The sequence below is a fragment of the Streptomyces sp. NPDC056987 genome (genome assembly GCF_042673865.1).
Taxonomy (GTDB): Bacteria; Actinomycetota; Actinomycetes; order Streptomycetales; family Streptomycetaceae; genus Streptomyces.
In genome coordinates, this window is the sequence record NZ_JBHURV010000004.1 from 304,183 (window position 1) to 328,904 (window position 24,722).

Genomic DNA, 24,722 nt, shown 5'->3' on the forward strand with positions numbered 1-24,722 from the left:
GGCGGCTCAGCCGTCCGACGGCGCGTCGGCGCCACGGCTCGTGGAAGCGCGGCTCGCGGCGCCACCGCTTGCGGAGGCGCGGCACTCCTCCAGCATGTGGAGCAGCCCCCGTACCCCGGCGAGTTCCGCCGGGTCGAGATCGGCCAGCACCGTCTCCTCGCCCGCCGTCGCGGCGCGGGCGACCTCCCGGCCGCCGGGCCCGTGGACGGCCGTACCGCCGCCGCAGGGGCGGTGCGGCGGGCCGCCCACCGGATTGCCGAACACCGCGTACACCGTGTTCTCCAGCGCGCGGGCGGCGAGGTAGACGGCCGCCCGGTACTCGTTGCCGGCCGCGAAGGCACTGGGGCAGAGATAGGCATGGGCCCCGGCCAGGGCGGCGGCGCGCCCGTGCTCGGGGAAGGACATGTCGTAACAGACCCCGAGCCCCAGCCGCCAGCCGTCGACGGTGAGGGACGCGCCCCGGTCACCGGCGGAGAAGAGGGCGCGTTCGTCGGCGTGCCAGAGGTGCTGCTTGTCGTAGGCGACGGCAGGAGCGCCGGAAGGGCCGCACGCCACCACCGAGTTGGTCAGCGCGCCGTCCGCGCCGCGCACCGCCGCGCCGGTCAGTACGGTCACCGAGTGGGCGGCGGCGGCCTCGGCGAGCGGGTCGAGACGGGGGTCGGCGACCGTACGGCCGGGGTCCGCGCGCACCGCGTACCGGTCGGGCGCGGCGGCGAGCGCGGGCAGGTCGTACCCGCAGAGGTGCAGCTCGGGCAGGACGACCACCCGGGCACCCCGGTCGGCGGCGCGCACCGTCAGGGCGGCGGCGCGGCGGGCGTTGGCGGCCACATCGCCGGAGACCGCCTCGGTCTGCGCCACCGCCACCCGGAGCGGCGCGGCGGGCAGGGCCGGGGCCAGGGCTGGGGCCGGGGGCGGCACGGGCGGCGGAGGTGTGCTCATACGGGGGCTCCGGGTGATGTCGGCACCCCGGTGATGTCGGCGTATCCGGCCTTGGCACCGTCGCGTTCGACCAGCACGCGGCAGCCCCGCAGCCGCTCCGCCGGCAGCCGGTGCGAGACCGGCACCGGCAGGTCGACGAGGAAGTCGCCGTACGCGGCCGGGGGATGCTCGCCCAGCGGTACGCTCCCGCCGTCGGCGGTCAGCAGCGTCACCCGCCACCGGGCCTCCCCGGCGGAGCGGCCGGTGGCGGGCGGTCCGGTGGCGGCGATGCGCAGCAGCCCGTCGGGCAGCAACTGCGCGGTGGCGACGGCAGCGGTACGCCGTACGGGATCGCCGAGCGTGTGCATCGCCCCGTGCTTGACCAGCGGCCGAGGCGTCCCGCCCGGCCCGCCCGCGTCGCGCGGCGCGTTCGTGGGCAGGTGCGCGGCCACGACCTCACCCGCGTACAGCGTGTGCACGGGAAAGCGGACCGTCTGGCGGAGCACGCACTCGACCGCGACCACACCCCCGGTGACCCACGGCGTACCGGTCGCGGACGGCTCGCCGAACGTGATCAGCTCGCTGCCGGTCTTGTCGATGTCGGCCACGGAGAAACTCCCCGCGAAGTCGGCCAGTTCCGCCTGGTCCTCGGCGCAGAGCGTCAGCGAGAACTCGCCGGCGGCGGCGATCAGCGCCCCGGTGGCCGAACGGGGGCCGAGCACGACAGCCGCGTACAGGGGAGCCTTGTTGACGAAGTAGGACCACTCCGCCGACATCACGTTCGTGGCCGAGCCGTGCCGTACGGAGACCAGGCCCACGGTGCTGGTCAGTTTTTTCCACAACTGGTCGGGAATGGCGGGAATGGCAGGCGTCATGGGATTGCGGGAGTCCTCACGTCGGTCCATCGGTACATCCATAGGTCGCTCCATCGGTCCATCGGTCCGGTGCGTGCCGATGGTCATGACGACGGGCGGGTGCCGGTGGCGAGCCGGAAGCCGACCGGGTAGAGCGGGCTGGGGAACGCGCCGTGCCGGCGCCGGGTCCGCGCGAGATCGCCGAAGCGCGAGAAACTGCCTCCCCGGGCGACCCGGTACGCCGCGGGAGCCTCCTCCGTAACGGCGGACCCGTCCATAACGGCGGACCCGTCCGTACCGGTGAGGTCGTCCGCGACGAACGAGCCGCCCCGGTAGGGCCGGTAATCGTCCGCGACGAACTCCTCGACGTTCCCGCCCATGTCGAACACGCCGAACGGCGACCGGCCGGCCGGGAAGGCGCCCACGGGGGTCGTGGTGTGGACGCCGGTCTCCCGGGTGTTGGCGGCGTCCGGGTCGAACGTGTCGCCCCACGGGAACTCAAGCCCCTGCGGTCCCTTCGCCGCGTACTCCCACTCGGGCTCGCCGGGCAGGCGCCAGGGATGGCCCGTGCGCTCCGACAGCCAGGCCGCGTACGCGTCGGCGTCCTCGGGGCGCACACCGGCGACGGGGTGGTTGGCCCGGTCGTACGGATAGGCGCCCAGGTACCAGGTGGTCGGCCGGTCGGGACGGCCCGTGTCCGCCAGGAAGTGCCGGTACTCCGCGTTGGTGACGGGATAGGAGCAGATCCAGTAGTCGGCCACGACGACCTGCTCCACGGGCGTCTCCTTCTCGATCCACGCCCTCTCGACGCCCACGTGCGCCCATCTGTCCACCACCGCCCGGACGGCCCGTGGCGGCAGCCCGACATGCACGGTGCCGCCCGGCACGGCGCGGGTGGCGGGCGTCGCGCCCGTACGGACACGGGGGTCGCCGAGCAGCGCGAGCAGCCCGCCGGCGGCGAGGCGCACCGCGAGCGGCTCGGCCGGGTCCTCGACGGCGGCGGCCAGTCCGGCGGGGGCGAGGGCGCGCAGCCGGTCGACGGCGTCCGGGCCGGGGTGCAGCAGGCGCGGGTCGGCCAGGGCGGCGTGGTGGGCGAAGTGCGGCGAGGCAGAAGTGCGAGGCGTGGCGGTGTCCGCTGTGGTCATGCCCGTACCCCGCCTTGCGCCGTGCTGTTCCGTACCCCGTCTGCGCACGAGCCGTCCCCGGCGCCCGCACCCGATCCCGTACCGGCGCCGAGCGCCAGCGTGTGGCCGGCGGTGCGCGCCTTCGCCGTGAGGTAGGCCGCGTTGTCGTCGGTGAGGTGCAGGCCGGTCGGTACCGCGGCGGTGACGTCGATGCCGTGGTCCCGCAACTGCCGCACCTTGTCCGGATTGTTGGTCAGCAACCGGATCCGGCGCAGGCCCAGCGCCCGCAGCATCCCGGCGGCCACCCCGTAGTCGCGCTCGTCGGCGCCGCGGCCGAGGAGCCGGTTGGCCTGGTAGGTGTCGGTGCGCGCATCTTGGAGCAGATAGGCGTCCAGCTTGTTGTAGAGGCCGATCCCGCGCCCCTCCTGACGGAGGTAGAGCACGGCACCGCCGTGGTCGGCGAGCAGGCCCAGCGCCTCGTCGAGCTGGGGGCCGCAGTCGCAGCGCGTGGAGCCGAGGACGTCCCCGGTGAGGCATTCGCTGTGCAGCCGTACCAGCGGGACGCTCCCGTCGCGTGGCGGTACGAAACAGGCCAGGTGCTCCCCGGCGTCCGGCAGGCCCTGGAAGGTGACGAGTTCGGCGCGCAGGCCACGGACCCGGCCGAGGGTGACCGGGACGCGTGCCCGTACCCGGGTGCCGCTCGCCGTACTCAACTCGCCACCTGCCCGTACTCCAGGGCGTCGACCTGCTCGTCGACCTGCCCGTCGCCCGCGGCCCGGTCGGCCGCCCCGGCCCGCTCGATCACGTCGTCGACCTGCCACGACCGCAGCTCACGTACGGGAGCGTTCCGCCGCTCCCGTCCCACCAGCAGCAGCCGCCCGTCCCAGCCCGCGACCACCATCCGGTCCGTGTCCCACGGGATCATGCAGGAGAGGCCCTGCCGGAACGTGCTGACGAGGCGGCCCGAGGCGAGCGTGCCGACACTGTCCCGCCAGTCGACCTCCCAGGCGTAGAGGCCGAAGTCGTACGAACCGGCGAGAACGACCGGCGCGTCGGGATCGCCGAGCAGGCCCACGCACTTGACGGACTCATCGGGTCCGAGCAGGGTCTGCACGTTCGCGACCCGCCGGCCACCCGTGCCCGGGGGCGCCAGGAGGCCGACCTTCACCGTGTGGTCCCGGGACGCGGACGCGACCACCCGGTCGCCCAGCCCGGCCACCGCGTTGACCAGGTTCCCGTGCTGCCAGAGCGTGGCCCGGTCGTCCAGGGGCCCGGCCGCGACCGTACGGTCCGTGGCCGCCGACAGGAAACCGCCGTCGAACGCGGACAGCGACTTCACCGACCCCGCGTGCGGCGCGCCCCGCTCCACCTCGGCGAGGGTCTCCGGGTCGAGGGCGATCAGTTCGCCGTTGTACGTACCGGCGACGAGCCGGTCCCCGACGAGGGCGAGCGAGGGCACGGGCGCGCCGAGCGGCGCGCTGACGGTCGGCTCACCGCCGTCGGGGCGTACGGAACGGCGTACGACCTGGCCCCCGTACGTACCGGCGTAGAAGACGCCGTCCCGGCCCGCGGCGAGCGACAGGACCGGGCTGTCCGACACGGGCAGCAGCCGGGCGCCGGAGGGAGCGTCCACGTCCGCGTCCACGTCCGCGTCCAGGATGAGGACGCTCCCCGAGTCGCACCCGGCGAGGAGCCGCCTGCCGGGGATCCGGTCGGCGAGGCGCCGGTCGCTGAGGACCGCGAGCGCGTTGACGCCGTGGCCGGGCCGCCGCGGGGCGGAGAGTTCGGCCCCGGTCGCGAAGTCCAGCAGGTGAGGCGCGTTCCAGAAGCTGCCCGCGGCGATCAGCCCGTGGGCCGCGGCCACCGAGCGCGGCCACAGGCGCGCGTCGTGCGTCCGGCCGATCGGTTCGCCGCTGATGCCGATGTGGTGCAGGGAGCCGTCGTACGCGCCCACGACGATCGAGTTGTCGTCGTCCGCCCAGGCGACGGAGCGCGCCGCGGAGGTGGAGACGTTGATCGTGCGCAGACAGTCCAGCTCCGGCGTCAGCAGATTGACGATCCCGTCGTCCCGGGCGACGGCCAGCAGCTTCCCCGAGTGCGACCAGGCGCACCCCTCGACGGACGACGCGTAGTGCCGCATCTCCGCGGTGGCCGGGCGGCCGGGGTCGCCGACCGCGACCATGCCGTCCTCGCCGACGGTGGCCACCAGCCCCTCGCAGCTCACCGAGACCATCATGCAGTGGGCCGAGTGGGCGCCGATCTCGGCGAGGAGGGCGCCGGTCGGCGTGTCCCACATGGTCGCGCGGCCGTCCTCCGACACGCAGATGAGGCGCCGTCCGTCCGGCATCCACGCCACCGAGTTGATGTCGTCGGTGTGCCGGGCGAGGACCGTGACGAGGCGGTGCCGCCCGTGCTCGGGGATCCGCCACACCCCGACGGTCTTGTCGGCGGACGCCGTCGCCAGCAGGGTGGGCGCGGTGGGACTCCACGCGGCGGCGTTGACGAGGCGGCGGTGGCGCAGCCGCGTCAGCGGGACGGGGCTCGCCGGCTCGCTGGTGTCCCAGACCAGCACGGTTCCGTCGTACGAGCAGCTCGCGAGGCGCTTGCCGTCCGGCCGGAAGGCGACATGGGTGATCGGGGCGGCGTGGCCCAGCGGGTCGGGCTTCAGATCGATCGTGCGCATGGGGCTTCCCTCTCCGGGCGGTCGGTCGCTGGGGGCGTCGGGCGAATGGTCGTCGAAGGAGCCGTCGAAGCGGCTGCCAAGGGCGCCGTCAAAGCGGCTGCCAAAGGGGCCGTCAAGAGGGCCGCCGAAGAGGTCGTCAAGAGGGCCGTCACCGGTCGTGGATCCGCAGGTCGAGGGCGGCGGGCCGGCGGGGCAGCCAGTGGTCGCGCACCTTGACGAGCCGGACCTTCTTCGGGCGGCGCTCGATCCGGTAGAGCGACAGCAGCCCCGTACGGCAGCCGACGAGGAGGTACGGGGTGCCGTCGGCGCCGTGCAGCAGCGAGAGCGCCTTGGGGTAGTCGGGCAGGTCCTCGAAGAGGCCGAGGAAGGTCCCGGTGGTGTAGTCGTAGGCGGCGAGCTGCATGCCGTACGAACTGGCGATCACCAGGCCGTCGCCGACGACGGCGTTCTCGACGGTGTTGGAGAGCAGCTTCAGCCAGCGGGCCACCACGCCCTCGCCGACGACGAGTTCCTTCACCCCGCCGTCGCCGGTGAGGTAGGCCCGGCCGCTCTGGATCCAGAGGCGCTTGGGGTACTCGCCCTGGTCGAACCGCCACCGTACGGACGCGTCCGCCCGGTCGAGTACGACGATCACACCGTTCCTGGTGACCAGGAGGCGGTCGCCGTCCGGCAGGTAGACCGCCGCCCAGACCGGCAGTCCGTCGACGGTGAAGGTGTCCAGCCGCCGCCCGTCCGCGGTGTCCAGCTCGACGGCGCCCGCGTTGGTGGCGACGAGGGCCCGCGCGCCGTCCGGGCTGACCGCGACCGTGTGGGGGAGGGCGGGCAGCTCCACGCTCCAGCGGAGCACCGGGTCCGGCCCGCCGGGGTCGCCGTCACCGTGGTCGGTGTGGTCGGTGCGGTCGGTACGGAAGGCACGGTGGTCGCGGGTGATACCGACCCAGCCGGACCTCCCCGCGGACCGTACGGGGGCCACCCGGCGGGTGAACCCGAAGCCGGTGGTGTGCTCCGCCACCACGTGGGTCATCGGCCCCGCCACCGAGTCCTGTACGCGGACGACGGTGACGCCCGTGTCCGTGGCGCAGTACAGGGTGCCGGGGTCCTCCGGCGACGGCTGGATGTCCCACACGGCCTGCCGGGGGAAGCCCATGGCCCGTACGAAGGTGCCGTCGGCGTCGAGCTGGACGATCTCGCCGTCCTGGCACAGCACGTACACCTGGCCGTCGGAGTCGACGGTCAGATCGGAGAGCTGGTGCGAGAACCCGGTCACGGTACGGGTGATGCGCAGCGCGCGGTCCGTGTTGTCGAAGATGTGGAGTTCGCCGTCGAAGCCGCCCGCGTAGGCCCGCAGGTGGTCGGGGGAGAAGGTGACGAACTCGACGTCGTCGCGGGCGAAGAGGCACTCGTCCTCCTTCTCGCCCGTGGCGCCGACGACCACGACCCCGTTGGCGATGTCCGCGTTCTCGCCCGCGCCGAAGTCCTGGGTGGCCCAGAACCGGTCGTGGCGGGCGTCGTAGCGGACCCGGTGGATGTTGCCGTCGTCCAGCTTCACCCGGTCGGGGAAGTCGGCGTCCCCGTCGAACGAACCGAACCGGAGGTTGCCCTTCTTGTCGGAGACGGCGTGCAGAGTGGGATGGTCGGTGCAGGCCCACTCCATGGGGCTGGTGCCGCAGATGTTGGGGCGGATCTCCAGCACCTCGAACGTGTGCAGATCCACCACGAGCATCTGCCGGTGGTAGCCGCTGCTGACGAAGACCTTGCCCTTCCAGATGCCGATGCCCCGCGAACTGACGGGGGAGGGGCGCTCGTTGGGGAGGAGCAGAGCCGGGTCGCAGACGGTCGCGGGGTCGAGCCGGTCCACGAGCTCCAGCGTGTCGAGCGACCACCGGAACAGCGCGCCCATCCGGTCCTTGCCGATGACCCAGCCGTCGGCGACGGCCAGTCCGTAGAGCGGCCTGCCCTGGGGGACGAAGGGGGACGACCTGACGACCCGCAACCGCGTGTCGAGCAGATGGACCCGCCCGTGGGTGTCGGAGGCGAGAAGGCCCGTGCCGTCCACGTGCACGATCCTGACGATGCGGTCTGCCGGCTTCACGATGACGTTTCCCTGGTGTCGGGGGCAAAGCCTGCCGGGAGGGGCACCACGGTGCGACGGACCCGGCCGGCGGACGGTGGGGACCGTGCCGCCGACCGGGGTATGTGCGCCGCTTTCCTGCCCTTGCCTTGCCTGCTTGCCCTTGCCTGCCTGTCCTTTCCTGTTGTCCGGCCTACTTGTTGGGCTCTACGCCCTCGCGGCCTCCGTCGTCATCGTCGTCATCGTCGTCATCGCTGTCGTCGCCGTCCGTGCAGGAGTCGTCATCGTCGAAGGTGCTGCCACCGGCGATGGCGGGATCGGCGGCGGTCTCCTCGACGACGCGGGTCAGCGCGTCCACCTGGGCCCCGCGCGTCCCCGTTCCGTTGACGAAGACGACCTTCCAGACGGCGCGCCCGTCCTCCTCCTCCAACCCGACCCCGGTGACACGCCCGCCCCCCACCACCCGCAGCACGAGGTCCGCGGCCTGGGCGGCGTTCGTCACCTGGGGAGCCGCGGCCTGCCCGGCGGCCTCCCCCTGCGTTTCGCCCGACCGCAGCGTCCGGCTCTCACCGGTCTGCCCGCTCTGCGCGGCGCTGCCGGGACCACCGGCCCCGGCGACCTCCTCGCCCGCGACGGCCAGCCCCGTACCACCGATCGCCAGACCACCGAGGGCGACCACAGCAACTAAGGATTTCCGCATGATGCCTGTACCTCCTGCGTATCGGGTGCTCCCGACCGGTATAGGAGGCGCCGGAACCCCTTGACCAGGGCATTGTCCGAGTCTTGTCCGCCTGCTGTCGGATTCCTGCCCGGGCCTTCACCTTGGGCGGCGCCGGCTCGGCCCGGACGGCGCCGGCTCAGCCCGCGCGCAGGTGCTGCCCGAGCGTACGCACCACCGCCGCGGCCAGGACGGCCTGGCCGCGGCTGTTCGGGACGAGGCCGTCGGCGCTCCACACCTCTTCGCCCGCCGCCGGGTGCCGCGCGGACAGGTCCACGTGCAGGGACCCGTGCCGCAGGGCCAGGGTCGCGCAGGCCTCCGACTGGGCGCGCTGACGGGTCCGCAGCACCTTCTCGCCGAGCAGCCGCGCGCCGGGCGACCGGGTCAGGTCGAAGGGGGTCACCAGCATGACGTCGTAACCGTGTTCGCGCAGCGGAGCGACGACGCGGACCACCTCGGTCCGGAGCGCGTCCGGGTCGAACGCCGGACGGAGCACGTCATGGCCGGCCAGGTGGACCACCGCCAGATCGCCGCCGAACGCGAGCGCACGCGGCAACTGCCGGGAGCGGACCGCGGCGGCGCTCTGCTCCCGGGCGCCGAGCAGGCTGAGGCAGGCGAGCCGGGGGTGCACCACGCGCAGGGCGTCCGCGACGCGGTCGTACCAGGGCGTGCGGTCGTAGCCGGGGACCCGCTCCACGCGCCGGGGCGCCCTGCCGTCGCCGAGCACCACGATCCGGCGCCGGCGCAGACCGGCCAGCAGCAGGGCGGCCTCACCGTCCCTCAGACAACCGGGGTCGTTCGCCTCGCTGTCGGCGGGTGCGGGCGGTTCGGACACGAGCTCTCCCCTGTCTACGGCTCTACTGCTCAACTGCTCAACTGCTCTACAGCGGGATGCGTGGCGATCTCAGGTCCGTCTCAGCGAAATGTCAGGCCGGACCGGCAGAATCATCAGCACGGCGGGACGGTCCGGGACTTCCGGAACCCCCTCCCACCGTGAGGAGAGGTACCCGAAGCGGCCCAACGGGGTTCCGAGGCGACTCGGACCGGGCGAAAGCCCTCGCAGGTTCGAATCCTGCCCTCTCCGCACCACGCTGTGGTCAGGCGTTCTTCCGCCACACCAGGACCGCCGCCACCGTCAGCAGCGCGAACGCCGCGATGTCGATACGGGCCACGCGCATCGTCGCCTCGTTGAGCCCCGGCGTGGAGTAGGCGAGCAGCAGGAACGTCCCCATGCTGACCGCGCCGGCCGCGAGGGCGGGCACCCGGAGCGATGTGAGGAACGCCGCGCAGAGCAGGCCGATTCCGACGAGCCCCAGCAGCACCGCGCGGTGCCGCAGCAGCACCGTCAGATCGGCGGAGTCGGGGCCGGCGACCGACACCCCGTACGCCGTCGTGATCTGCGACGGGGCGAGCGCGACGAAGCCCGGCAGCAGGTTGATCGCACCGACGACGACGAAGAGCGCGGTGGTGAGTCGGTCGGTCCACATGTCTGGTTCCGTTCATGGTGAGAGTGCGTGACGAGGAACGTGTGGTGCGCGAAGTGCCTCACGGCGTACGGCGGGCCGCCCGGTCCAGGCCGCTCAGATGGGCCCGCAGGAGCCCCCTGGCCGGGCGCGCGGTGAGCGGGGCCCAGGGGGCCCGGTCGCGGTGCCAGGGGTGGGCGGCCGGGCCCCGGGCCGCCGTGCGGTCCGCCACGAGGGACTCCGCGACGTGCGCGCCGTGGGCCACCGACATGGCCAGGCCGTGGCCGCAGCAGCCGCCGATGTACCAGAGGTCCGGGTGGCCCCCCACGCGCCCGACCACCGGAAGGTCGTCCAGCGTCATACCGATCTGGCCCGACCAGCGGTGCCGGACCGGTACCTCGGCGAGGGCGGGATGCAGCAGCCGCAGCCGCTCCTCCAGCCCGCTCCATGTGGCGGCGCGCAGCGCGGCGGCCCGGCCGGGGCTCAGCCCGGGCAGGTGGAGGGCCCGGCCGCCGCCGACCACCAGGCGTCCGTCGTCCGTGAGGCGGAAGTACGGGGCCAGGGGCACGCTGTCGACGACGGCGGTCCCGGTGGCGCCGCCCAGCGCCGCGCGGGTCTCGGCGCCGAGCGGGCCGGTGGCGACGGCATGCACCTGGAGGGGCAGGACCGTGCCGACGGGCAGCCCGAGTTCCCCCGCCGCCGCGTTGACGGCCAGGACGGTCTTACGGGCCCGGAGCGTGCCGCTGGGGAAGAGCAAATCGGTGCGGGCGCGGGCGCCGCTGCCGGGGCGCAGGCCGCGCAGTGGGCTGCCGTCGTGGAAGCGGACGCCCTTCGCGGCGCAGGCGGCGGCCAGCGCACCGCTGAGCGCTGCGGGGTCGAGAGTGGCGGCCGAGCGGTGGAGCAGACCCGCGTGGTACGGCACGTCGACGCGCTCGCGGATGGCGGCGGCGGACAGCACGGGCACGTCCAGGCCGAGCGCGCGGTAGGTCTCCGCCTGCCGGGCGAGGGAGGCCAGGCCGGCCGCGCCGCGGGTCGCCACGATCTGCTCCCCGGTGCGCAGCCCGCACGGCGCGCCCAGCTCCTCGGTGAGCGCGATCACCCGCTCCACGGCGGTGACGGAGGCCAGATACATGCGCCGCGCCGTGGACGGACCGAAGCGGCGGGCCGCCCGGTCGACGGCCGGCCCGATCCGGGGCCCGAGGAGCCCGGTGCCCCGCCCGCTGGCGCCGGCCGCCGGATGCCGGGCGTCCACGACGACGATGTCCAGCGAGGGATCGCGCTCGACCAGGTGGTACGCGGTGGACAGGCCGGCCAGACCGGCGCCGACCACCGCGACGTCGGCGGTGAGCCCGCCGGAGATCCGCGCGGCGGGCGCGATGGGCACGATGGGCACGATGGGCGCGGTGCCGGTGGAGCCGCGGGCGCTTCCCGCGGCGGACGCCCAGCACGGCTCCCCGTCCGCCGGGAACTCCGGCGCCGTCATCGCGCCGCCCCTTCCGCCAGGGCGTGGAATCCGCGGTCGTGCCAGATCAGGGGGCGTCCGGTCGCCAGGTGCAGGGCGGCGACCCGCCCGACGACCAGGCAGTGGTCGCCGTACGCGCGCACCTCCTCCGTCACACAGATCGACCAGGCGAAGGTGTCCGCGAGCACGGGGACGCCGAGCACCTCCTCGTACGACTCGGCGGCGAAGCGCTCGGCGGGGGTGGCGGTGGAGAACAGCCGCGCCCGGCCGCGCTGTTCCTCGGTCAGCAGGTGCACCGCGAAGGCGGAACCCGGCTCGATCGCGGCGAGCGTGCGCGAGGAGTGGGAGAGGCAGACGAGCAGCAGCGGCGGGTCGGCCGAGAGCGAGGTGACGGTCGAGACGGTCGTCCCCACCGGCCCGTCGTCCGAGGGCGCCGTGACCACCGCGGTACCGGAGGCGAGGCGGGCGTAGAAGTCCAGGCAGAGAGCGGCGCCGGGAACGGACATCCGGTCCGCATCCGGCCCGCCGGGGCGCGCGTCGGCTATGACGTGCGGCATGTTGGGGCTCCTTCTGTCCGGGCTGGTGTTCTCTGTACGGTGGGCCGGCGCGATCAGCGGTGCCGCGGACCGGCGGAAACAGCGGTGCCACGGACCGGCGCCATCAGCGGCGCCGGGCCGACGCGACCAGCGGTGCCGCGGGCCGGCGTATCAGTGGTGCCGCGACCCGCGCGTCAGCGCCCCGATTCCAGGGCGTCGCGCAGCGCGACCAGGGTGGTGCGCATGGTCGCCCGGTTGCGGGCCCTGCGCCGCCCGACGCCGGTCACCAGCGGGGTGACGGCGGTGAGCGCCATGCCGAGCGGACCGGCCCGGTGGTCCCGCCACTCCTCCCGCACCTCGCACCCCTCGGGCAGCGGCGAGAAGCGGTACGTCCAGCCCGCCACCCGGATACCGAGGAAGCTCACGTGGAACGAGAAGACGCGGCCCGGTACGGCCTCGACCACCCGGCACAGGGTGGGCCACGGCAGCCAGCGGGCGCGGTTGCGGCCGACGAACCGCATGCCCGTCCTGGCCGGGCCGCCCCGGCCGATGATCCACGCGCCACGGCACTCGGGGCTCCACTCGCCCATCCGCGCCACATCGCTGACGGCCGCGTAGGCGGCCTCCGGCGGTACGCGGATGACGATGCTCTCGGACATGTACGAGGGGGTGTCGGGTTCCCCCTGGACGGGGGCGGTCCGGTGGTCGGTCACTCGGAGGTCTTCCTTTCGCTCACGCGCGGATCGGGATGCCGTGTTCGCGGTCGTCGGTCAGGATCTCCATCAGGGCGCGGTTGCCCGTCGTGAGCCGCTGGATCGTCCGCGTCGTCTTGTTGAGGATCTCCAGCTCGCAGCGGCCGATCTTGGTGTTCAGGCAGTGCTTGATGCCGCCCGGCGGGTTGTAGTAGTTGAGCCCGACGAAGTCCTCGGGGGCCGCGGTGAAGCGGCCCCGGACGGCGGTCGTCTCGTCGGAGCTGGCGAAGTCCCAGTAGAAATACCCGAAGTCGGCCTTGGCCTTGAGCCCCTGCCGGATGGACGACAGGGTGTACTCGCGGTCGTCGTGGCGCAGCACCAGGAACGTGATCTTCGGGGTCTTGACCGGGCCCACCAGCCGCGTCGTCGCGGTGACGATCTCCAGGAAGCTGTCCGGGTGGCCGTCGAACCCGGCCACCTGGCCGAAGGCGTAGTGATCGGTGTGCCGACTGCCCCAGTTGTGGTTCTGGCTGCCGGTCCAGCCGTCGACGTCGATCGTCTCGCCGTCGACCGTGAGCTTGCCGCCGTATGTCGCCGAAGGGACCCCGACCAGGCTCTTCGCCTTGGGGAATCCGCCCTGGTACAGGCCGGGCGGCAGCAGGAGCAGCGGCGGTTCCGTGCCCTCGTAACTCAGGTCCCAGCCGATGCTGCCGTTGGTGCCGGTGGCCTCGCCCTTCAGGCTGCCCGGCTCCAGGACCCGGTCGCCGATCCGGGCGCCGAAGGAGTCGGGGCTGAAGTGGCAGTCGGAGATCGGGTACTCCTCCTTGGCCACGACATGGCGGCCGGTCGTCCCGTCGAAGTAGACGGCCCACAGCTCGCCGATGGCGGCGTCGGGCATCCCGGCGGGGCTGAAGACCGTGTAGCGGATCCAGAAGGCCCGGGGCTCCGTCGGGTGGTTGCCCCGCTGGTAGAAGCTCTCGTAGTGGCCCGCCTTCTGACCCGGACGGTACTGCGTCCAGTTCAGGCGATCGGCGTCCGCTGTGCGGGGGTCGTGGTTCATCGGGTCCGTCTTCCCATCGTGGCAGGGTTCTACCGGGCTCAGGGGCTCCGGGCGGCTCACCGGGCGGTGCCGGCGGCTCCCGTACGCGCGTGTGCGGTCATGGACATTCCGTAGCGGGGCCGCAGGGTGATCGACGCCTGGTTGACGACCCGGTGCCCGGGCACGTGCCGGAACTCGTACCGCCGTACCAGGGCGGCGAGCAGCAGGTGTGCCTCCATCAGCGCGAAGTGCTTGCCGATGCACAGGTGGGGACCCGCGCCGAACGGCATGTGCGCGAAACGGTGGCGTCCCTTCCTGGCCCCGGCGGTGAAGCGGTCCGGATCGAAGCGTTCCGGATCGGTCCAGTGCCGGTCGTGGCGGTGGATGTTGTAGAGGTTGACCAGCAGCCGCGACCCGGCCGGTACGGTGTGGCCCCCGAGCACGGTGTCCTTGAGGACGAGCCGGGGGACGATCGGCGCCGACGGGTAGAGCCGCAGCGCCTCCTCGAAGACCTGGAGGGCGTACGGCATGGCCGCCAGGTCCGCCATGGTGGGCATCCGGTCGCCGAGGGCCTCGTCCACCTCCTCCTGCACCCGGCGCAGCACCTCGCGGTTGCCGGAGAGCAGGTAGAAGGCCCAGGTGAGGGTGATCGCGGTGGTCTCGTGCCCGGCGCCGAACGTGGTGATGACCTCGTCCCGCACCTCACGGTCGCTCATGCCCTCGCCGGTGTCGGCGTCCCGTACGTCCAGCAGCATGTCGAGCAGGTCGGGCTCGCCGCCGGCACGCCGGTCACCGGAGGCCGCCGCCCTGCGGCGCTCCTCGATGATCCCGTACGTCATGGTGTCCATCCGCCGCATCACGGCCTGGAAGCGGCGGTTGCGCGGGGTGGGCCACCGGGTCGGCGGGCTGAAGGGGTTCTGCAGCCGGTCGAAGGCGTAGTTGACGGCGAGTTCGACGGCCTCCGGGCTGATGTCCCTGGTCCGCTCGACATCGGTGCTGAACATGCACCGGCTGACGATGTCGAGGGTGACCCGCATCATCTCCGCGTGGATGTCCACCACGTCGCCGGTCCGGTACGCGGTCGCCATGTGCGCGACCTGGTCGGCGGTCGACGCGGCCATCGACTCGAACATGCGGGAGATGGCCTGCTTGGTGTAGATGGGCTGCATCATGCGCCTGTTGCGCATCCAGCTCTCGTGGTCGTCGCTGGTGAGCAGCCCCTCGCCGAGGATCAGCCGGAGCGGGTTGTCCGCGCCGAGCTTGCCGTACGTCGCGCTGTCCGTCAGGACCACGCCGGCCAGTTCGGGGCTGGAGACGCCGTGCACGACGACGGGGCCGAGCCGGTAGCGGACCAGATCGCCGTGATCGCGCCAGCCCTGGTGCATGGCGTCCAGGATGTCCTTGCGGAAGTCCAGCACGCTGCCGAGCACGGGCAGGGCGCGCGCCTCGGGCGCGGCGGGTGCGGTGGCGGTGGGAGTGGAAGCGGGAGTGGTGAGGGGAGTGCGGGCGGCGGTGTCGCGGGCCGGGGTCATGGGCGGTTCCGTCCCCTTCACTTCCGGGCCAGGGCGCAGACCCAGCCGAACGAGCGGGTCGGCTCCGCGACGTACCGGCCGTCCCGGAAACCGGCCTTGCCCAGCATCTCCACCAGATCGTTCCCGGAGAGGATGCGCAGGCCCTCGCGCTCGGAGCGTTCCGTGAACCGCTTCCCGAGGTAACGCTGCTTCGCCGTGGGCCGCTCGGCCGCCTCCCGGCTCATCTCCAGCGTGATGGACACCTGGCCGCCGGGCCTGAGCACCCGGTACGCCTCGCCGAGCCCACGCATCGGGTCCGGCCAGAAGTAGAACGTCTCGATGGCGCTCACCTGGTCGAAGGATGCGTCCTCGTACGGCAGTTCGCCCGCGTCGCCCTGTTTGAACTCCACCCGGCCCGCCGCGACACCGTCGACGTTGCGCCGTACGGACTGCCGGACCATCTCCGGCGCATAGTCCACCCCGGCGACGAACCCCTGACTCGCCCGCTCCGAGAGCAGTTTGACGGCCATTCCGCCGCCGCAGCCGATGTCCAGGACGCGCTCGGAGCGCCGTACCCCCATGTGCTCGATCGCCCACACCGTGAGCGTACGGTGCTGCTTGGTCATCACGTGGCCGATCAGCCGACCGGCGCGCCCGTCGGGCCGTTTGAAGTTGTTCTCCACCAACTCCAGCGGTGCCTTGAGCAGTTTGTCGATCATCCGGACTTCCCTTCACGGTTCGCAAGGTCTGGGTGGCGCCACGGAACGGGCTGCGCTCCGGAACGGGCCGGAGCCGCGGCCCGGCGCGGGTCGGGCCGTCGGCCCGGTCAGGCCGCCGTGAAGAGCAGGACGGCGTTCTGGCCGCCGAATCCGAAGGAGTTGCTGACGGCCACCTCCGCGCGCAGATCGCGGCCGGCCTTGAACACCACGTCGATCTCCAGCTCCGGATCGAGGCTCTCCAGATTGGCGGTGGGCGGGACGCGGCCCTCTTCGAGGGTGAGCGCCGTGGCCACCGCCTCGATGGCGCCGGCCGCCGCCAGGGAGTGGCCCACCACCCCTTTGACGGAGGTGACGGCGGGCCGCTCCCCGAGCACCCGGCGGATCGTCCTGGCCTCGGTGGCGTCGTTCAGCATGGTCGCGGTGCCGTGCGCGTTGACGTGGTCCACCTCGCCGGGGCCGACCCCGGCGTCGCGCAGCGCGGCGCGCAGGGCGAGTTCGGCGCCGCGGCCGTTCGGCTCGGGGGCGGTCGCGTGGTGCGCGTCGGCGGAGGCGCCGTAACCGCTCACCATGGCCCGGACGGTGGCGCCCCGCGCCCGGGCGTCCGCGGCCCGCTCCAGGACGAGGACGGCCGCGCCCTCCGCCGGTACGAAGCCGTCGCGGTCGGCGTCGAAGGGGCGGGAGGTGGCGGACAGGTCGTCGCGGCGCCCGGCCAGGGCCCGCATCTGGCTGAACCCGACGATCATCGAGGGGACCAGCGGCGCCTCGGTGCCCCCGGTGATCACCACGTCGCAGACCCCGGTGCGCAGCAGTTCGCGCGCCATGCCCACCGCCGTCGTCCCGGACGCGCAGGCCGTCGCCGTCACCAGGCTGGGGCCCTGGGCGCCGAACATCATGGAGACGTATCCGGCGCACATGTTGGCCGACAGCATCGGGACGAGCAGCGGGGAGACCTTGCGCGGTCCCTTCTCCAGCAGCACATGGTGCTGCTTCTCCCAGGTGGCGGCGCCGCCGATGCCGTTGCCGAGGATCACCCCGACCCGGGTGGCGTCCCAGGAGTCCCGGTCGAGGCCGGAGTCGGTGACGGCCTCGTGGGCCGCGACCAGCGCGAGCTGACTGCTGCGGTCCAGCCGCCACCTCTGCTTGCGGTCGATGAGCCCGCCGGGGTCGAAGTCCCCTACGGCGCAGGCGAAGTCGGCGGGTATGCCGGCCAGCGCGGGGACGTCGGAGGCCGCGGTACCCGCCCCGGCGCGGATCCGCTCCCAGCTCCGCTCCACCCCGACCCCGGCCGCGGTGACCATGCCGACCCCGGTGATCGCCGCGTCGAACGGGGCCCGGGCCGGGGCGGTCGTCGGTTCCCGGCCCATCAGACGACCGCCAGCTTGCCGGAGATGATCTCGGCCGCCTCTCCGACGGTCGACTCCGGGCCCATCTCGCTGTCCTCGATCGCTACGTCGAACTCCTCCTGGGCCGCCACGGAGAGCTCCACGAGGGCGAGGGAGTCGAGTTCGAGGGCGCTGAGGGTGCTGGTCGGCGAGATGGAGTCGGCGTCCAGGCCGAACGTGCTGGTGAGCAGGGTGACGAGGCGCTGATAGGTGTCTTCCACGAGAGGTTCCTTCCGGAGACGGGTGGTGGGCCGGGATGGGCGCGTCAGCGGCCCGGGGCGGCCAACTGGTCGGTGAAACGGGTGTACGCGGGATGGGCGACCGGTTCGAAGCTGAGCGCGAACGGCTTGAGGAAGTTGCCGAACAGGGCGCGGTCGCCGAAGAGATGGATGGGGACGACCAGCAGCGCCCACTCGGGGCCCCACAGCCAGATCCACGCCAGCACCACGAGCGTCTGGGTGATCAGGCTGTGCATCACGTTGTAGGCGACGTAGTAACCCCGGTGGATCCGCTTCGACGTGCTGCGGTGGTAGGCGATGGCCCCGGGGAGGTAGCCGATGAGGTCGATGTAGACGAACAGCCCGATCGCCGGGAGCCATCTGACCTCGTCGATGTGGACGAGGAAGAAGACGGCGGCGATCACCAGACCGAGCCCGTACTCCAGCCGGATCAGCCGGTAGGTGGTCGCCGTCTCGAAGAGGTTCTTCCCGTCCATCAGCGCGGTCCCGCCACGGCGACGGTGCTCGCCCCGGCGACGGCGCGGGCGACCGCCTCGTCGCCCGCCACGGCGGCGTCGCCGCCGAAAAGGCTGATGACGACCCGGGCGATGGTCTCCTTCAGGACCCGCTCCGCGACCGGGTCGAGGATGCCCGCGAGGCTGGGGATGCCGAAGTCGAACTCGGCGTCGAAGGCGACCAGGCAGTCCGGACCGTCCTGGGTGAGCCGCCAGGCGCCGCTGAACTCGGCGAAGTCACCGTCGATCTGCTCGAAACCGATGGTCAGCGACGCCCGGTCGAACAGGTCGGTCTCGCTCCAGCTCAGGATCCCGTTGCGGAAGTGGACCTCCCAGTCGCTGACCTCCTCCCGGTCCGAGACCCGGCGGGAGGTCACGGAGCGGATGACCTCGCTCAGTTCCGGGTACCGGCCGAAGGCGCCGACCCGCTCGTACGCCGCCGCCGCGTCGATCCCGTGGACACGTACGGTCACATGAACGCTACGCATGGATGGTGTCGCCTTCCGCTGTGGGTGCGTACCGGGCGCCCTGCGCGCGGCACGCGCGGTCGACCGCCTCGTAGAAGAAGTCCAGGTCGCCCCTGGTCAGTACCGCGGGCGGGGTGAAGCGCAGGACGAGATGCGAGTTGAGCGAGTGGTTGGCGATGACGCCGTTCATGATCAGCTCGATGAGCAGATCGCCCGCCGGCCCCGGGTCGGCGAACTCGATCCCCAGCAGCAGCCCCCGGCCCCGCACCTCACGGACGGCGGCGCCGTAGTGCGACCGGACGATACGGGTCAGCTCCGGCAGGATCTCGGCGCCCAGATCGCGGGAGCGGGCCACGAGGTCGTCCTCGTGCAGCGCCGCGAGCGACCCGCGTACGGCGGCCATCGCCAGCGGCGCCCCCGAGAAGGTGGACGTGTGCAGATACGGGTCCCGGTCGAAGGCGCGGAAGGCCTCCCGGGTGGCGACCACGGCCGACACCGGGACGACACCCCCGCTGAGCCCCTTGCCGACCAGCAGGATGTCGGGGGAGACCCCCTCCCGGTCGGCGCCCCACCAGGAACCGAGCCGGCCGAGACCGGTCTGGATCTCGTCGAGGACGAGGAAGGCCCCGTACCGGTCGCACAGTTCACGCACCGCACGCAGATAGCCCGCCGGAGGGATCACCACCCCGGCCTCTCCCTGCACCGGCTCGACGAAGACGCACGCCTCACCGGGGGCGGCCGCCAGCAGCGGTTCGAGGGCGGCGGCGTCACCGTACGGGACATGGGCGGTCCCCGGGAGCAGCGGCCGGAACGGGGCCTGGAAGACGCTCCTGCCGGTGAGGCTGAGCGCGCCCATGGTCTTGCCGTGGTACCCGTTCTCCGTGGCGATCAGCCGGTGGCGGCCCTGGGTGCGGGCCATCTTGATCGCCGTCTCGGCCGCCTCCGCCCCCGAGCCCGCGAAGTGGACCCGCTCCAGTCCGGCCGGCGCGACCGACACCAGCGCGTCGGCGGCCAGCGCGGCCTGCGGTTCGAGGAAGAGCCGGGTGGCCACGGGATGGGTGGCCAGCTGCTCGGCGACGTGCCGGATGACGGTGGGATGGCGGGCGCCGGTCAGGAAGACCCCGTAACCCCCGCAGTTCAGGAAGGACGCGCCGTCCGAGGTGGTGACCCAGGCGCCCTGCGAGGCCACCTCGATATGCCCGCCGAACAGCTCGCCGAGGGTGGCCCGGCCCTTGCCCAGCCGGGACCGGTAGAGCAGGCCCAGGGCGTCGCGGCCGGGCACGGGCGTCCGTGGTGCCGAAGCCGGCGTTGATACGGGTGCAGGTGCCGATGTGGGCGTGGAAGTCGATGGCATGGTTCCCCCTCAGGTCAGCCGCAGCGGGGCGCCCGCGACATGGTCCAGGTACGGGCGGGTGAAGCTCGCCCGCGAGGGCGGGTGGAAGGAGAGCCCGTGGGCGGCCCCGGCCAGGTAGGCCACGTCGGAGGAGGACATGAAGGCCGTACCGCCGAGCAGTTCTACGGCCTGGCAGAGCGCGTCGCCCAGCGCGTCCTGGGCGGCGTACCGGGCGACGAGCGCCCGGGCCAGGTCCTTGTTGCCGGTGTCACCGTCCCTGATCATGCGGGCGGTGCCCTCCAGCAGCAGGGCGGCCGTCTCCAGCCGGGTGAGCACCCGGGCGCGGTCGGAGTCGCTGCCCCGGCCGCCGTCGACGACCCGCTCGACCAGCCCGCTGACGATGCCGAGGTAGCAGGCGGAGATGAGCAGTTCGAACCAGATCAGCCCGACGGTCTGGAGGTCGTCGAGATTCCCGGCGTCGCCCGGCTCGGTGCGCATGATGAGCTGCTCGTCGACGAAGACGTCCTTGAGCCGTACCTCGTCGCTCTCGGCGCCCGCGAGGGTCCGGCTCCCCCAGAACGGGTGGACGCTGATCCCCTCGGTCTCCCGGGGTATCAGCAGCACCGCCATCCTCGGCTCGCCGCTGTCGGCCGGCAGCGCCACACTCGCGGTGAGCAGGTCCATCGAGCGCGACAGGCTGCACGGCTTCTTCGCGCCGTTGATCACATAACCGCCGTCGGCTTTCGTCGCCGTCATCATCGGCGAGAGGATGCCCCGGCCCGGCCTGCCCTCGGCGAAACCGGAGGCGATCAGCAGCCGCTGTTCCGCGACCCCTTCGAGCAGGGCCCACTCCATGCCGCTGCTCTGGATGGACTCGGCCAGGGTGAACAGGGTCGCCACCGAGAAGTGGTGCATCGTGGTGGCGATGGCGAGGGACGGCGCCCTGGAGGCCAGGGCCCGTACGACGGCGAGGGCCTGGAGTGGGTCGGCGCCCGCCCCGCCGTAGGTCTTGGGGATCACGAGGCCGGGGCCGCCGGCCGCGCGGAAGTGGTCGAGCGCGGGGTTCTGCGGCGCCTCCAGCTCTTCCAGCGGGGTGCCGGCGAGCTGATCGAGCAGGCCGGGCAGGAACGCTTCGCACGTCTCGCGTGCGGCTTGCGACGAGCGCATGGATCCTCCTCAGTTCGGTTCGGGTGGCTTCGGACCTCCGGTACGGGGAGGACCTGCCGGTACGGGAACGGTCGGTGGCCGCGGGTACGGGGCCGGTCGGTGGCAGGCGACAGCCGGACCGGTCGGTGGCCGCCGTTACGGGAGCCGTCAGTGGCCGGCGGCGGCCCGCAGCGCCTTCCACGCGTCGAACACCGCCTCGGAGGGACGCGCGCCGGTGGCGACGCTCACGCCCTGGATGTGGGAGGTGCGCAGGATCGGGTAGTTGGCCTCGCCGAACACGCCCCCGGTGAGCCCGGTCCCGCCGTGCGACGGCAGGTAGGGCAGGAACCCGATGTGGGAGTCGTTCACCTTGAGCAGCCCGCCCTGGGTGATCCGGGTGACGATCCGGTCGACCACGGCGGGGTCCCGGGCCCACGCCGAGTTCCGCAGCCCGTAGGCGTTGCTGTTGACGAAGTCGACGAACCGCTCCAGCAGGACCTCGTCGGGGGCGGGCTCGGCCACGATCACCGGGAGAAGCGGGAAGAACGTCTCCTCGCGGACCGCCTGGACCTCCCTGGCCCCGGCGAGGCCCCGGACCCGGACGACCGTGGGCTCCAGGAAGATGCCCGCCGTGTCACGGGTTCCGTCGGCCTGGATCGCGTGCCCGCCGCACACCACCTCCGCGCCCCGGTCGACGGCGTCGCGCAGGCAGGCGAAGAACTTCTCGTTGCGCAGCACCGGGGTGAGCAGGACGCCCTCCTCGGAGGAGCGTCCCGGCCTGATCCGGGCCGCCTTGCCGGCGAGCACGGCGATCAGTTCGTCGGCGATGTCCGGGTGGGCCACCACCTGGTTGGGGATCATGCAGAGCTGGCCGGAGCCGTAGAAGCTCTCCGTGATGGCCTCGGCCGCCAGGTCCAGATCGGCGTCCTTCCACACCAGCACGACGTCGTTCCCGGCCAGTTCGAGGATCGGCTTCTTGCCCGCCGCGATGCAGCGCTCCTGGAAGCGGATCCCGTTCTCGCTGCTGCCGAAGTACATGATGTCGTCGACGTGCGGGCTCTCCAGCCAGGCGTCCAGCATCGGGGCCGGATCGCCGCACACCACGCCGAGGGTGCCGGGCGGCGCGCCCAGCTCCGCCAGGACCGGGGCCACCACCTCCTGGAGGACGTACATCACGCCGAGCGGGGCGCTGCGCGGGGCCCGTACGACGAGGGCGTTGCCCGCCATGATCGAGGTCACGCCGAGCAGCGCGCTGGAGAGCGGGGCGTTCTGCGGCGGGTTGAGGCAGACCACCCCGTCGGGGCGGCGGCGTACGGAGATCTCCCGCTCCCCGTGCCGGTACTCCTGGAGCATCTGGCTCCGGTAGAAGCCCAGCGACTGCGGGCCGAACCCTTCCAGAATCCCGGACACCTGCCAGCGGGCCAGCGCGAGCGGGTGCCCTTCCTGGACGAGGACCTCGGTGATCCGCCCGGCCTGCTCGGTGATCCTGCGGTGCAGCAGCGTGCCGAACCGCTCGATCCGGGTCTCCGGGGGGAACGCGGCCCACTCCGGGGCCGCCGCGGCCGCCGCTTCGACCGCCAGGTCCGTGGTCCGGCGGTCCGCCCTCGCGACCCGGCCGACAATGGTGGCCGGCAGATTCTCCGCGGGAATGCGTCCGCTCTCCAGCTTCCGCTTCAGGGCGAGCGTGGAAAAGGCGTCGTCGAGCAGGGCGTCCGAGTCGACGACATAGACCCAGGACTCGCCCGGAACGTTCTTCCCGTCAATGAGAGAAAGATACGTGGGGACTTCCGAACGGGGTGTTCCGGAATCTACTTTTCCGGACGCCGAAGGCGTCGCGACATCGCTGCTCACGCAGTCCCTCCGTCTCTCCATTTCCCGTCTGCCGACGGGAAAGTTCGCAGTTCCAAGTGGTGCTACGACCATCACATGCCCACCTGAAAATCCCCGGAGACGGTGCTGAGACGCCGCTGAGACGGCGCTGAGACGGGTGTTTCAGGGAAATGGAAGAGACATGGCGGAGAGTCTGGGGAGCACGGCACCGGGCACCAGGCGACGGGAGTGGGATGACGACGCTCAGCGGAGTGACGACCGACGAAGAAGTCCTCGACGTGCTGGAAAGGCTCCGCGCGGGCGGTGACAATCCCAGCGCCTTTCTCGCGCTCAACTCCGGTAACGGGTACTTCACGGATCCGGCGACGGACGGGGTCGTCGCCTATCGCGAGGCGGGCTCGTACCTGCTCCAGTTCGGCGGTGTCCACGCCCCGCCGGATCAGCGGGAGACGCTGCTGAGGGCCTTCCTCGACCACGCGCGCCGCCGGCGCCGCAAGGTGGTCGCCGTCCAGGTCCTCTCCCCGGACGTCGACCTCTTCGTCCGGTGCGGGTTCACGGTCAACCAGATCGGCTCGTCGTACTCGGTGCACCTGCCGGACTTCGCGCTGCGCGGCAGCCGCTTCATGAAGCTCCGCAACAAGATATCGCGGGCCCGGCGCAGCGGACTTGAGGTGACGGAGGTCCCGTACGGGGAGTGCGCGGCGGAGATCGACGGGATCGACGGCGCCTGGCTGCGGAGCAAGGGCCGCCACGTCAAGGAGATCGAGTTCCTGGTCGGCGAGTTGGGCGGACCGGCGCAGCACGCGCGCCGGCTGATGCTGGGCCGCCTCGACGGGAAGCCCGTGGCCTACATCTCGTACTCACCCGCGTACGGCTCGCGCCCCGGGTGGCTGCACGACCTCAGCCGACGGCTCCCGGACGCGCCGCCCGGGGTGATGGAGGCCATCAACCTCACCGCGCTGGAGAGGTTCCGTGAGGAGGAGGCCGAGTGGCTGCACTTCGGCTTCACCCCGTTCACCGGACTCTCCGCCGAGCACGATCCGGCCGGGGCGGGGAAGGCCACCCGTAAGATCATCCGGCTGCTGGCCGACCGCGGCGACACGATCTATCCCGCGGCCAGTCAGCTCGCCTACAAGGAGAAGTGGGGCCCCCAGCTCGTGCTTCCCGAGTACGTGGCTTTCCACGGCCGGGCGAGGCTGGGGGCCATCTGGCAGATCCTGCGGGTCACGAAGTCGGTGTGACCCCGGTGGCAGGTTCCGTCCGGACGGTTCTGCCCGGTCGGTTCTGCCCGTTCAGTCCTGTCTGGTCAGATGCGGTGCCTGCCGCAGGATGTCCTGGAACGTGTCACGCAGCCCGTGTCCGGGTTGCAGTCCCAGATGCTGCGACAAGTACTCCCGGGTGCGGTGGTACGTGTTGAGCGCGTCCGCCTGCCGGCCCGAGAGGTAGAGCGCGGTGATGAGCTGTTCGCAGAAACGTTCGTGCAGCGGATATCTGGCGTGCAGGTGTTCCAGCGCGGGGATGACGGCCCGGGGGTGATCCAGCCGGAGCCGCAGGTCGAACAGCCTTTCGTACGCGCCCAGTCTGACCTCTTCCAGCTGGGTGTAGGCCACCTGGCAGATCATCCCGTTCCCTGCGTCGATCAGTGCCGGACCGCGCCACAGGGCCACCGCCTCGTTCAGCAGATCGACTGCTCCCCGGAGGTCGTACGCGCTGATCGCGTCGGCCCGGGACACCAGTTGGGGCAGCCGGGAAGCGTCGACGTTCTCCTCGGCCAGCTCCAGGACATAGCCGGTCGGAGAGGTCTGGATGACATTCCGCAGCGCCGCCTTTCCTCCGTGTGCGACCAACACCCTTCGTAGTCGGGCGATATGGCCGTGCAGTGAATTTTCCGCGCTGTTCGGGGGTGCTTCGCCCCACAGCTCGTCGATGAGCTCACTCCGTGAGACGGAGCGGCCGACGGACAGGGAGAGGGCTGCCATGATCGAGCGTAATTTCTCCCCGGGTATCCGGACCTGGGCCCCGTCGTCGATAACTTCCATCG

Annotated in this window: 24 protein-coding genes and 1 tRNA gene; 2 read left to right on the plus strand and 23 right to left on the minus strand. The window is 72.4% G+C overall.

Going from position 1 to position 24,722, the window contains the following annotated elements; all coding sequences use genetic code 11:
* Positions 1-6: 6 nt before the first annotated feature.
* From ACFTZC_RS07405 to ACFTZC_RS07440, 8 genes are all read right to left on the minus strand, one after another.
* On the minus strand, positions 7-939 hold the full coding sequence (locus ACFTZC_RS07405) for a carbon-nitrogen hydrolase family protein (protein WP_382887702.1): 933 nt from the start codon (positions 937-939) through the stop codon (positions 7-9).
* The gene (locus ACFTZC_RS07410; protein WP_382887704.1) at positions 936-1,793 is read right to left on the minus strand and encodes a flavin reductase family protein; all 858 of its coding nucleotides are present in this window, start codon (positions 1,791-1,793) and stop codon (positions 936-938) included. Before ACFTZC_RS07410 ends, ACFTZC_RS07405 begins: the two co-directional genes overlap by 4 nt.
* Positions 1,794-1,876: 83 nt before the next feature.
* Positions 1,877-2,917: a formylglycine-generating enzyme family protein gene (locus tag ACFTZC_RS07415; RefSeq protein ID WP_382887706.1), complete on the minus strand. Its 1,041-nt coding sequence runs from the start codon at positions 2,915-2,917 to the stop codon at positions 1,877-1,879.
* Positions 2,914-3,609, minus strand: a complete 696-nt coding sequence (ribA, locus tag ACFTZC_RS07420) for a GTP cyclohydrolase II (RefSeq protein WP_382887708.1) — start codon at positions 3,607-3,609, stop codon at positions 2,914-2,916. Before ribA ends, ACFTZC_RS07415 begins: the two co-directional genes overlap by 4 nt.
* Positions 3,606-5,579 carry a WD40 repeat domain-containing protein gene (locus ACFTZC_RS07425; protein ID WP_382887709.1) on the minus strand — a complete coding sequence of 658 codons (1,974 nt, stop codon included), beginning with the start codon at positions 5,577-5,579 and terminating at the stop codon, positions 3,606-3,608. The genes ribA and ACFTZC_RS07425 overlap by 4 nt, the downstream gene beginning before the upstream one ends.
* 148 nt (positions 5,580-5,727) lie before the next feature.
* Complete coding sequence (locus ACFTZC_RS07430) at positions 5,728-7,671, minus strand: WD40 repeat domain-containing protein (RefSeq protein WP_382887711.1); 1,944 nt, start codon at positions 7,669-7,671, stop codon at positions 5,728-5,730.
* A gap of 172 nt (positions 7,672-7,843) precedes the next feature.
* On the minus strand, positions 7,844-8,350 hold the full coding sequence (locus tag ACFTZC_RS07435; RefSeq protein ID WP_382887713.1) for a hypothetical protein: 507 nt from the start codon (positions 8,348-8,350) through the stop codon (positions 7,844-7,846).
* Positions 8,351-8,507: 157 nt separating this feature from the next.
* Positions 8,508-9,203: a GDSL-type esterase/lipase family protein gene (locus ACFTZC_RS07440; RefSeq protein WP_382887715.1), complete on the minus strand. Its 696-nt coding sequence runs from the start codon at positions 9,201-9,203 to the stop codon at positions 8,508-8,510.
* A 162-nt stretch (positions 9,204-9,365) separates the two neighbouring features.
* Between ACFTZC_RS07440 and ACFTZC_RS07445 the strand changes: the two genes are divergently transcribed.
* Positions 9,366-9,452, plus strand: a tRNA-Arg gene (locus ACFTZC_RS07445).
* 13 nt (positions 9,453-9,465) lie between these two features.
* On the opposite strand, the gene ACFTZC_RS07450 is transcribed toward ACFTZC_RS07445, so the two are convergent.
* The 14 genes from ACFTZC_RS07450 to ACFTZC_RS07515 form a co-directional block, all read right to left on the minus strand.
* The gene (locus ACFTZC_RS07450; RefSeq protein ID WP_382887717.1) at positions 9,466-9,855 is read right to left on the minus strand and encodes a hypothetical protein; all 390 of its coding nucleotides are present in this window, start codon (positions 9,853-9,855) and stop codon (positions 9,466-9,468) included.
* Between the two features lie 58 nt (positions 9,856-9,913).
* On the minus strand, positions 9,914-11,314 hold the full coding sequence (locus ACFTZC_RS07455; protein WP_382887719.1) for an NAD(P)/FAD-dependent oxidoreductase: 1,401 nt from the start codon (positions 11,312-11,314) through the stop codon (positions 9,914-9,916).
* A complete protein-coding gene (locus ACFTZC_RS07460) occupies positions 11,311-11,850 on the minus strand; it encodes a flavin reductase family protein (protein WP_382887720.1) in 540 nt (179 codons plus the stop codon). The genes ACFTZC_RS07455 and ACFTZC_RS07460 overlap by 4 nt, the downstream gene beginning before the upstream one ends.
* 173 nt (positions 11,851-12,023) lie before the next feature.
* The gene (locus ACFTZC_RS07465; protein WP_382887722.1) at positions 12,024-12,542 is read right to left on the minus strand and encodes an SRPBCC family protein; all 519 of its coding nucleotides are present in this window, start codon (positions 12,540-12,542) and stop codon (positions 12,024-12,026) included.
* A gap of 19 nt (positions 12,543-12,561) precedes the next feature.
* Positions 12,562-13,581, minus strand: coding sequence for a hypothetical protein (locus tag ACFTZC_RS07470; RefSeq protein ID WP_382887724.1), 1,020 nt, complete (start codon positions 13,579-13,581; stop codon positions 12,562-12,564).
* Between the two features lie 56 nt (positions 13,582-13,637).
* Positions 13,638-15,092 (minus strand): cytochrome P450, encoded by a 1,455-nt coding sequence (locus tag ACFTZC_RS07475; protein ID WP_382887726.1) that lies wholly within the window; start codon positions 15,090-15,092, stop codon positions 13,638-13,640.
* Positions 15,093-15,109: 17 nt separating this feature from the next.
* Positions 15,110-15,790: a class I SAM-dependent methyltransferase gene (locus ACFTZC_RS07480; protein ID WP_382887727.1), complete on the minus strand. Its 681-nt coding sequence runs from the start codon at positions 15,788-15,790 to the stop codon at positions 15,110-15,112.
* Positions 15,791-15,897: 107 nt separating this feature from the next.
* Complete coding sequence (locus ACFTZC_RS07485; protein WP_382887729.1) at positions 15,898-17,154, minus strand: beta-ketoacyl-[acyl-carrier-protein] synthase family protein; 1,257 nt, start codon at positions 17,152-17,154, stop codon at positions 15,898-15,900.
* The gene (locus tag ACFTZC_RS07490) at positions 17,154-17,393 is read right to left on the minus strand and encodes an acyl carrier protein (protein WP_382887731.1); all 240 of its coding nucleotides are present in this window, start codon (positions 17,391-17,393) and stop codon (positions 17,154-17,156) included. The genes ACFTZC_RS07485 and ACFTZC_RS07490 overlap by 1 nt, the downstream gene beginning before the upstream one ends.
* 44 nt (positions 17,394-17,437) lie before the next feature.
* Positions 17,438-17,887: a hypothetical protein gene (locus ACFTZC_RS07495; RefSeq protein WP_382887733.1), complete on the minus strand. Its 450-nt coding sequence runs from the start codon at positions 17,885-17,887 to the stop codon at positions 17,438-17,440.
* Positions 17,887-18,393, minus strand: a complete 507-nt coding sequence (locus ACFTZC_RS07500; protein WP_382887735.1) for a type II toxin-antitoxin system RatA family toxin — start codon at positions 18,391-18,393, stop codon at positions 17,887-17,889. Before ACFTZC_RS07500 ends, ACFTZC_RS07495 begins: the two co-directional genes overlap by 1 nt.
* On the minus strand, positions 18,386-19,726 hold the full coding sequence (locus ACFTZC_RS07505) for an aspartate aminotransferase family protein (protein ID WP_382887736.1): 1,341 nt from the start codon (positions 19,724-19,726) through the stop codon (positions 18,386-18,388). Before ACFTZC_RS07505 ends, ACFTZC_RS07500 begins: the two co-directional genes overlap by 8 nt.
* A 9-nt stretch (positions 19,727-19,735) precedes the next feature.
* Positions 19,736-20,872, minus strand: coding sequence for an acyl-CoA dehydrogenase family protein (locus ACFTZC_RS07510; protein ID WP_382887738.1), 1,137 nt, complete (start codon positions 20,870-20,872; stop codon positions 19,736-19,738).
* A gap of 147 nt (positions 20,873-21,019) precedes the next feature.
* Complete coding sequence (locus ACFTZC_RS07515; protein ID WP_382887739.1) at positions 21,020-22,723, minus strand: aldehyde dehydrogenase family protein; 1,704 nt, start codon at positions 22,721-22,723, stop codon at positions 21,020-21,022.
* Positions 22,724-22,914: 191 nt separating this feature from the next.
* Here ACFTZC_RS07515 and ACFTZC_RS07520 point away from each other — a divergent pair, with 191 nt between their 5' ends.
* Complete coding sequence (locus tag ACFTZC_RS07520) at positions 22,915-23,922, plus strand: bifunctional lysylphosphatidylglycerol flippase/synthetase MprF (RefSeq protein WP_382887741.1); 1,008 nt, start codon at positions 22,915-22,917, stop codon at positions 23,920-23,922.
* Positions 23,923-23,973: 51 nt separating this feature from the next.
* On the opposite strand, the gene ACFTZC_RS07525 is transcribed toward ACFTZC_RS07520, so the two are convergent.
* Entirely contained in the window at positions 23,974-24,720 is a 747-nt protein-coding gene (locus ACFTZC_RS07525) for a BTAD domain-containing putative transcriptional regulator (protein ID WP_382887743.1), read from the minus strand.
* Positions 24,721-24,722: the final 2 nt, after the last annotated feature.

Excerpts from the sequence above, each read along its gene's own strand:
- ACFTZC_RS07405 (WP_382887702.1), bottom strand. The coding sequence starts at position 939 with ATGAGCACACCTCCGCCGCCCGTGCCGCCCCCGGCCCCAGCCCTGGCC.
- ACFTZC_RS07410 (WP_382887704.1), bottom strand. The coding sequence starts at position 1,793 with ATGACGCCTGCCATTCCCGCCATTCCCGACCAGTTGTGGAAAAAACTG.
- ACFTZC_RS07415 (WP_382887706.1), bottom strand. The coding sequence starts at position 2,917 with ATGACCACAGCGGACACCGCCACGCCTCGCACTTCTGCCTCGCCGCAC.
- ACFTZC_RS07425 (WP_382887709.1), bottom strand. The coding sequence starts at position 5,579 with ATGCGCACGATCGATCTGAAGCCCGACCCGCTGGGCCACGCCGCCCCG.
- ACFTZC_RS07435 (WP_382887713.1), bottom strand. The coding sequence starts at position 8,350 with ATGCGGAAATCCTTAGTTGCTGTGGTCGCCCTCGGTGGTCTGGCGATC.
- ACFTZC_RS07450 (WP_382887717.1), bottom strand. The coding sequence starts at position 9,855 with ATGTGGACCGACCGACTCACCACCGCGCTCTTCGTCGTCGTCGGTGCG.
- ACFTZC_RS07455 (WP_382887719.1), bottom strand. The coding sequence starts at position 11,314 with ATGACGGCGCCGGAGTTCCCGGCGGACGGGGAGCCGTGCTGGGCGTCC.
- ACFTZC_RS07460 (WP_382887720.1), bottom strand. The coding sequence starts at position 11,850 with ATGCCGCACGTCATAGCCGACGCGCGCCCCGGCGGGCCGGATGCGGAC.
- ACFTZC_RS07470 (WP_382887724.1), bottom strand. The coding sequence starts at position 13,581 with ATGAACCACGACCCCCGCACAGCGGACGCCGATCGCCTGAACTGGACG.
- ACFTZC_RS07475 (WP_382887726.1), bottom strand. The coding sequence starts at position 15,092 with ATGACCCCGGCCCGCGACACCGCCGCCCGCACTCCCCTCACCACTCCC.
- ACFTZC_RS07480 (WP_382887727.1), bottom strand. The coding sequence starts at position 15,790 with ATGATCGACAAACTGCTCAAGGCACCGCTGGAGTTGGTGGAGAACAAC.
- ACFTZC_RS07485 (WP_382887729.1), bottom strand. The coding sequence starts at position 17,154 with ATGGGCCGGGAACCGACGACCGCCCCGGCCCGGGCCCCGTTCGACGCG.
- ACFTZC_RS07495 (WP_382887733.1), bottom strand. The coding sequence starts at position 17,887 with ATGGACGGGAAGAACCTCTTCGAGACGGCGACCACCTACCGGCTGATC.
- ACFTZC_RS07500 (WP_382887735.1), bottom strand. The coding sequence starts at position 18,393 with ATGCGTAGCGTTCATGTGACCGTACGTGTCCACGGGATCGACGCGGCG.
- ACFTZC_RS07505 (WP_382887736.1), bottom strand. The coding sequence starts at position 19,726 with ATGCCATCGACTTCCACGCCCACATCGGCACCTGCACCCGTATCAACG.
- ACFTZC_RS07510 (WP_382887738.1), bottom strand. The coding sequence starts at position 20,872 with ATGCGCTCGTCGCAAGCCGCACGCGAGACGTGCGAAGCGTTCCTGCCC.
- ACFTZC_RS07515 (WP_382887739.1), bottom strand. The coding sequence starts at position 22,723 with ATGGAGAGACGGAGGGACTGCGTGAGCAGCGATGTCGCGACGCCTTCG.
- ACFTZC_RS07520 (WP_382887741.1), top strand. The coding sequence starts at position 22,915 with ATGACGACGCTCAGCGGAGTGACGACCGACGAAGAAGTCCTCGACGTG.
- ACFTZC_RS07525 (WP_382887743.1), bottom strand. The coding sequence starts at position 24,720 with ATGGAAGTTATCGACGACGGGGCCCAGGTCCGGATACCCGGGGAGAAA.